Origin of the sequence: Chryseobacterium soldanellicola (assembly GCF_900100115.1) — a bacterium.
GTDB lineage: Bacteria > Bacteroidota > Bacteroidia > Flavobacteriales > Weeksellaceae > Chryseobacterium > Chryseobacterium soldanellicola.
Map to the genome: position 1 here is coordinate 1 of NZ_FNKL01000006.1, position 5675 is coordinate 5675.

General features: G+C 45.7%; 2 tRNA genes and 3 rRNA genes. All 5 read right to left on the reverse strand.

Annotated elements, in window-relative coordinates:
* Window positions 1-82, reverse strand: a 5S ribosomal RNA gene (rrf, locus tag BLT04_RS18670); the annotation flags it as partial.
* A gap of 173 nt (window positions 83-255) precedes the next feature.
* A 23S ribosomal RNA gene (locus BLT04_RS18675) occupies window positions 256-3016 on the reverse strand.
* Between the two features lie 158 nt (window positions 3017-3174).
* A tRNA-Ala gene (locus BLT04_RS18680) sits at window positions 3175-3248 on the reverse strand.
* 102 nt (window positions 3249-3350) lie between these two features.
* Window positions 3351-3424, reverse strand: a tRNA-Ile gene (locus BLT04_RS18685).
* Between the two features lie 300 nt (window positions 3425-3724).
* Window positions 3725-5241, reverse strand: a 16S ribosomal RNA gene (locus BLT04_RS18690).
* Window positions 5242-5675: the final 434 nt, after the last annotated feature.

The window sequence follows — 5675 nt, forward strand, 5'->3', positions numbered from 1 at the left end:
TTCGCAGTACCATCGGCGCTGGTGGGCTTAACTTCTGTGTTCGGAATGGGAACAGGTGAGCCCCACCGCTAAAACCACCCTAAATAAGGTATATATGATTTAGATTAAAATATTCAGAGATTAGGAGATTCAGAGATCGTAATCTCTAAATTTCTAAATCTTTTAATTTCTTAATACTAAAAGATAATCGATAAAAACTTTCACAAAGACAAAACCTTAGGTGCACTTACAAGGCTTGTTTAATTATAACCAATAGGCAATAAATCTACGGGTAATTAGTACTACTCGGCTATGCTGTTACCAACTTTACACCTGTAGCCTATCAACGTTGTCATCTCCAACGACCCTTAAAAGATGTCTCATCTTGAGGCGAGTTTCGCACTTATATGCTTTCAGTGCTTATCTCTTCCAAACGTAGCTACTCAGCGGTGCACCTGGCGGTACAACTGATACACCAGAGGTTTGTTCAATTCGGTCCTCTCGTACTAGAATCAAGCCCTCTCAAACATCTAACGCCCGCAATAGATAGAGACCGAACTGTCTCACGACGTTCTGAACCCAGCTCGCGTGCCACTTTAATGGGCGAACAGCCCAACCCTTGGGACCTTCTCCAGCCCCAGGATGTGACGAGCCGACATCGAGGTGCCGAACCTCCCCGTCGATGTGAGCTCTTGGGGGAGACTAGCCTGTTATCCCCGGAGTACCTTTTATCCTATGAGCGATGGCCCTTCCATACGGAACCACCGGATCACTATGTCCTGCTTTCGCACCTGATCGACTTGTAGGTCTCACAGTCAAGCACCCTTATGCCATTACACTCTACGCACGGTTACCAAGCGTGCTGAGGGTACCTTTGAAAGCCTCCGTTACTCTTTTGGAGGCGACCACCCCAGTCAAACTACCCACCACGCAATGTCCTTCTAAAAGAAGTTAGGCTCCAAGTAAGTAAAGGGTGGTATTTCAACGTTGACTCCACCAACACTAGCGTGCCGGCTTCAAAGTCTCCCACCTATCCTACACATTACTTACTCAAAGTCAATACGAAGTTATAGTAAAGGTTCACAGGGTCTTTTCGTCCCATTGCGGGTAATCGGCATCTTCACCGATACTACAATTTCACCGAGCTCGTGGCTGAGACAGTGCCCAGATCGTTACACCATTCGTGCAGGTCGGAACTTACCCGACAAGGAATTTCGCTACCTTAGGACCGTTATAGTTACGGCCGCCGTTTACTGGGGCTTCAGTCAAACGCTTCGGTTACCCTAACGCCCTTCCTTAACCTTCCAGCACCGGGCAGGTGTCAGACCCTATACAGCATCTTTCGATTTAGCAGAGTCCTGTGTTTTTGATAAACAGTCGCCTGGGCCTCTTCACTGCGGCCAGCATTGCTGCTGGCGTCTCTTCTTCCGAAGTTACGAGACTATTTTGCCTAGTTCCTTAGCCACGACTCACTCGAGCACCTTAGGATTCTCTCCTCGACCACCTGTGTCGGTTTTGGTACGGGTTGCTTCACTTCGGCTTTTCTTGGATCCGATTTCACTATAGCAGCTTCGCCCGAAGGCTAGGCCTTGACACTTCCGTCCGTCTTCAATAGCTACGTCGAACCGTCCCCTTTTTAGTGTGAGCAAGTATGGGAATATTAACCCATTGTCCATCCACTACCCCTTTCGGGTTCGCGTTAGGTCCCGACTAACCCTCAGCTGATTAGCATGGCTGAGGAAACCTTAGTCTTTCGGTGAGGGGGTTTCTCGCCCCCTTTATCGTTACTTATGCCTACATTTTCTTTTCTGTACGCTCCACAATATCTCACGATACTGCTTCGGTGCAAACAGAATGCTCTCCTACCAGATATAATTAATTATAAATCCATAGCTTCGGTAATATGCTTATGCCCGATTATTATCCATGCCGAACCGCTCGACTAGTGAGCTGTTACGCACTCTTTAAATGAATGGCTGCTTCCAAGCCAACATCCTAGCTGTCAATGCAGTTCAACCGCGTTGCTTCAACTTAGCATATATTTGGGGACCTTAGCTGTTGGTCTGGGTTCTTTCCCTCTCGGACATGGACCTTAGCACCCATGCCCTCACTGCCGCAGAACATTTATTAGCATTCGGAGTTTGTCAGGAATTGGTAGGCGATGAAACCCCCGCATCCAATCAGTAGCTCTACCTCTAATAAACTCATTTGCGACGCTGCACCTAAATGCATTTCGGAGAGTACGAGCTATCTCCCAGTTTGATTGGCCTTTCACCCCTACCCACAGGTCATCCGAAGACTTTTCAACGTCAACCGGTTCGGTCCTCCACTCTGTGTTACCAGAGCTTCAACCTGCCCATGGGTAGATCACAAGGTTTCGCGTCTAATCCTACTAACTATACGCCCTATTCAGACTCGCTTTCGCTCCGGCTCCGGACCTGAAGTCCTTAACCTCGCTAGTAAAATTAACTCGTAGGCTCATTATGCAAAAGGCACGCCGTCACCCAACTTGTGGGCTCCGACCGCTTGTAGGCGTACGGTTTCAGGTTCTATTTCACCCTTCTATTCGAAGTGCTTTTCACCTTTCCTTCACAGTACTTGTTCACTATCGGTCTTTCAGGAGTATTTAGCCTTGGAGGATGGTCCCCCCATATTCAGACAGGATTTCACGTGTCCCGCCCTACTCATTTATCATCCAAATATACCTTTCATATACGGGGCTATCACCCTCTATGGCTGTTCTTTCCAGAACATTCTATTAAATATATAAAGACTTTTGGGCTAATCCGCTTTCGCTCGCCACTACTTACGGAATCTCTTCGATTTCTTTTCCTCCGGGTACTTAGATGTTTCAGTTCTCCGGGTTTGCTCTCTAAATAAATTTAGAGTGACTGGTCTTCAACCAGACGGGTTGCCCCATTCGGACATCTCGGGATCAATTCGTGTGTGCCAATCCCCCGAGCTTTTCGCAGCTTACCACGTCCTTCTTCGCCTCTGAAAGCCTAGGCATCCGCCATACGCCCTTAACGATTTCTTTCCTATTTTTAGGTTACTCAAGCACTTATAAGTGCTCGGTTTTCTCTTTGTGATGTCTTTACCGTTAATGTCAATGATCTTAATGTCTTTTCTTCAAACTGATGAACAATTGTTGTTTTTGGCTCCAATCGTAACTTTTAAACCAGTCTTCCAAAACTGTGGAGAATAAGGGAGTCGAACCCTTGACCTCCTGCGTGCAAGGCAGGCGCTCTAGCCAGCTGAGCTAATTCCCCCTCTAGGTAAGATTAAATGATTAAAAGATTCAATAATTAAAAATTAACATCCGCTAATATTTTAATCTTTCAATTTTTTAATACTTTAATCCCTTCAATTAGTAGTCTCGGGCAGGCTCGAACTGCCGACCTCTACATTATCAGTGTAGCGCTCTAACCAGCTGAGCTACGAGACTTCATTAGACTTAAAGATAAAAGAACCAAGAACCAAGACGCTAACGTCTATATCTTTCTTCTTTTCTCTATCCTCTTGTCTCTCTCTCCCTCTGATACTAATTTCTAGTGGGTTTTGTTTTATATTTGATAAATGATGTTGATAATTGATACCATATAGATAACTCTATCTTGTATCGTTTATGCTTTATCATCTATCTTTTATATTATATAATCAACCAAATAAAAAACTAAAGCCTCTCTTTAAGTAAGTGCATGGTACATTGAAGTACCTTATTTGTTTATCGTCTTAAGACGCTCTAAAATGAGATGTTCCAGCCGCACCTTCCGGTACGGCTACCTTGTTACGACTTAGCCCTAGTTACCTGTTTTACCCTAGGCAGCTCCTGTTACGGTCACCGACTTCAGGTACCCCAGACTTCCATGGCTTGACGGGCGGTGTGTACAAGGCCCGGGAACGTATTCACCGCGCCATGGCTGATGCGCGATTACTAGCGATTCCAGCTTCATAGAGTCGAGTTGCAGACTCCAATCCGAACTGAGACCAGCTTTCGAGATTTGCATCCAGTCGCCTGGTAGCTGCCCTCTGTACTGGCCATTGTATTACGTGTGTGGCCCAAGGCGTAAGGGCCGTGATGATTTGACGTCATCCCCACCTTCCTCTCTACTTGCGTAGGCAGTCTCACTAGAGTCCTCAACTTAATGCTAGCAACTAGTGACAGGGGTTGCGCTCGTTGCAGGACTTAACCTAACACCTCACGGCACGAGCTGACGACAACCATGCAGCACCTTGAAAATTGTCCGAAGAAAAGCCTATTTCTAAGCCTGTCAATTCCCATTTAAGCCTTGGTAAGGTTCCTCGCGTATCATCGAATTAAACCACATAATCCACCGCTTGTGCGGGCCCCCGTCAATTCCTTTGAGTTTCATTCTTGCGAACGTACTCCCCAGGTGGCTAACTTATCACTTTCGCTTAGTCTCTGAATCCGAAAACCCAAAAACGAGTTAGCATCGTTTACGGCGTGGACTACCAGGGTATCTAATCCTGTTCGCTCCCCACGCTTTCGTCCATCAGCGTCAGTTAAAACATAGTGACCTGCCTTCGCAATTGGTGTTCTAAGTAATATCTATGCATTTCACCGCTACACTACTTATTCCAGCCACTTCTACTTTACTCAAGACCCGCAGTATCAATGGCAGTTTCATAGTTAAGCTATGAGATTTCACCACTGACTTACGAGTCCGCCTACGGACCCTTTAAACCCAATAAATCCGGATAACGCTTGCACCCTCCGTATTACCGCGGCTGCTGGCACGGAGTTAGCCGGTGCTTATTCGTATAGTACCTTCAGCTTTCCACACGTGGAAAGGTTTATCCCTATACAAAAGAAGTTTACAACCCATAGGGCCGTCGTCCTTCACGCGGGATGGCTGGATCAGGCTCTCACCCATTGTCCAATATTCCTCACTGCTGCCTCCCGTAGGAGTCTGGTCCGTGTCTCAGTACCAGTGTGGGGGATCACCCTCTCAGGCCCCCTAAAGATCATTGACTTGGTGAGCCGTTACCTCACCAACTATCTAATCTTGCGCGTGCCCATCTCTATCCACCGGAGTTTTCAATAATTAATGATGCCATCAATTATATTATGGGGTATTAATCTTCCTTTCGAAAGGCTATCCCCCTGATAAAGGTAGGTTGCACACGTGTTCCGCACCCGTGCGCCGCTCTCAAAGTCCCGAAGGACTTCTACCGCTCGGCTTGCATGTGTTAGGCCTCCCGCTAGCGTTCATCCTGAGCCAGGATCAAACTCTCCATTGTATGTTTGTTCTTGACTCACTCAAAGTTATTTGACGCTTTAGTTTTTCCTTACTTGGTTGTTATATCTATTTTTCAATGATCTCTTTTCTTCCGCTTTTTTACAGGGCTACTTATCTGTCAGTTTCACTCCCGTATTTGCGTGTGCAAAAGTAATTATTATTTTCTTTATGACCAAATGTTTCTCGAAGAAATTTTAAAGTTTTTCTAGTAACCTTAATCCCCCTATTCATCACTTAAATCATCTACTCCTGCGCTCCCGTTTTACCGGACTGCAAAGATACAAACTTTTTTATTACTCACAAATTTTATCTGATAAAATTTAAAGTTTTTTTCGCCCGTCTCTTTATAGTAGTTTCTAATAATAACGCTTATCTAAAAGCTCTCCTGCGCTACCGAACTCTTTACGTTTTCAGTGCGGCAAAAGTACACCCTTT